Origin of the sequence: Arsukibacterium perlucidum DSM 18276 (assembly GCF_000382165.1) — a bacterium.
Taxonomy (GTDB): Bacteria; Pseudomonadota; Gammaproteobacteria; order Enterobacterales; family Alteromonadaceae; genus Alishewanella; species Alishewanella perlucidum.
In genome coordinates this window covers 1-1,524 of the sequence record NZ_KB907776.1, presented here as the reverse complement: position 1 = coordinate 1,524, position 1,524 = coordinate 1, and the positions used below count along the sequence as shown (strand labels likewise).

At 39.9% G+C, this 1,524-nt stretch carries 2 protein-coding genes; both read right to left on the bottom strand.

Annotated features, from left to right (window positions below; all coding sequences use genetic code 11):
- Nucleotides 1-76: 76 nt before the first annotated feature.
- A complete protein-coding gene (locus H141_RS20720; protein WP_169337195.1) occupies nucleotides 77-466 on the bottom strand; it encodes a hypothetical protein in 390 nt (129 codons plus the stop codon).
- A gap of 102 nt (nucleotides 467-568) precedes the next feature.
- Entirely contained in the window at nucleotides 569-982 is a 414-nt protein-coding gene (locus H141_RS0119595) for a hypothetical protein (protein WP_019677963.1), read from the bottom strand.
- Nucleotides 983-1,524: the final 542 nt, after the last annotated feature.

Below are 1,524 nucleotides of genomic sequence, written 5' to 3'. Positions count from 1 at the left end.
AGGGCCAGTAAGTCTGAATCCAAATCGGGAAATCGTGCCGGTTCAGGCAGCAGCATAAAACGGGAAAATCGGACAACTACCTTGAAAAACTCCGAACTTTTGAACTAATTATTTTCTCTTCCTTTTCTCTGTACTTTTTAGGTATAGACTCAAATGACTGCTCTATTAAGCTACTAGGAACTAAACAAAGAAAAGCTAAATCTGTTGTTATTGGAGGAAGTTCCTCGACAGGAATCACACGCACCTCATTAATTAGCTCACCTTCGTGATGAAAGATGTTTCTCAGAGCTTTAACAACTGTAAATTCCTCAATATCAAAGAAGCCCTTACCGTGACTTTTTTCAATTTTGTCGTTCAGGCTATGTGCGGAATTCAGAAAATTGAACAGCGTGTCATTGTCTGGGGCTGTACAATGTTTATAGTACTGGCGAAAGAACCTTTCTCCCGCTGCTTCCGTGGACTTCAAATTAAACTCCATTATTCACATAACTCCGACAACACAGGCGAGCGCCGAACGCTCGAGTCCAGCCAGCTTGCTGGCGCTTGTGGCTGGCTTTGTTAGACTTAGTTACAAAAATAGGTAGGCTCCTATGGATATACATATAATTCCAATAATACGTATAGACCAAAGCGAGGACTGTAAAGAATCCAAGTCACGTCCAGCCTTAATTAGTTCATTCATGGTGTCGTGAACGCGAAAGGATTGAATAAAACCACTCACTCCGTATAACCCGACAATTAGCCCGAGTATGTTGAGCCAATCCCCACTTTTAATAAAAGCCAAATGGTATCCGGCTGGAACACAAACACATGCCATCCAGAACATTGAGGCATTGTATTCAATGAATGGTGCAGCACCAACTGAGGAGTCGCCATCACTTTTAAAAGCCTTCTTCATTTGTCTAAATTTTAGATACAAATAACCGTTAAAGAGGATTCCAAAAACACCCGCAACTATCAAAAATAATCCAAATATTGTCATATCATTTCTCGACTGCGACTAACACTTCGTTGTCAAAAGCAGCCGCCCGCAAGTCGAACATTTTTCTGCCTTTTCTCATGATTTTTACTCATTCCAAACTAACTCTGATGTACCTCTATTTCAACAGTTTTTTCTGAATTCAGTAAATTTGAATCCAACATAATTTATACAGGCAATAAGCTAGTTGTTCTTGAATTTACTCAAGCTGGATACTTGGTAATTTAACTGGTGGTTTGGGCTAATAAAGGGAGTGATGAATATGTATTTACTACGCCGCCGAATGTCTGCAATTGGCACTTATCAGCCAAATTGGTTGAGTCTAATGTCAACTATGAGTGAATAGCGGACATTGACGCCCCAAACACCGGATTGTGAATGTCGGCGGCTTTTTTGAGTGTTTTTTTCAAAAAAGGTGACAGCATTTATAATTCCGTGTGCTGTGATTTGTGAGAGTATAAAAAAATCTGTGTAAGTGGCATTCTACCCATGTATTTGAAAGGAATAAAGAATGCCAGTATCAGACCAGCTTATCGATCAGTTAT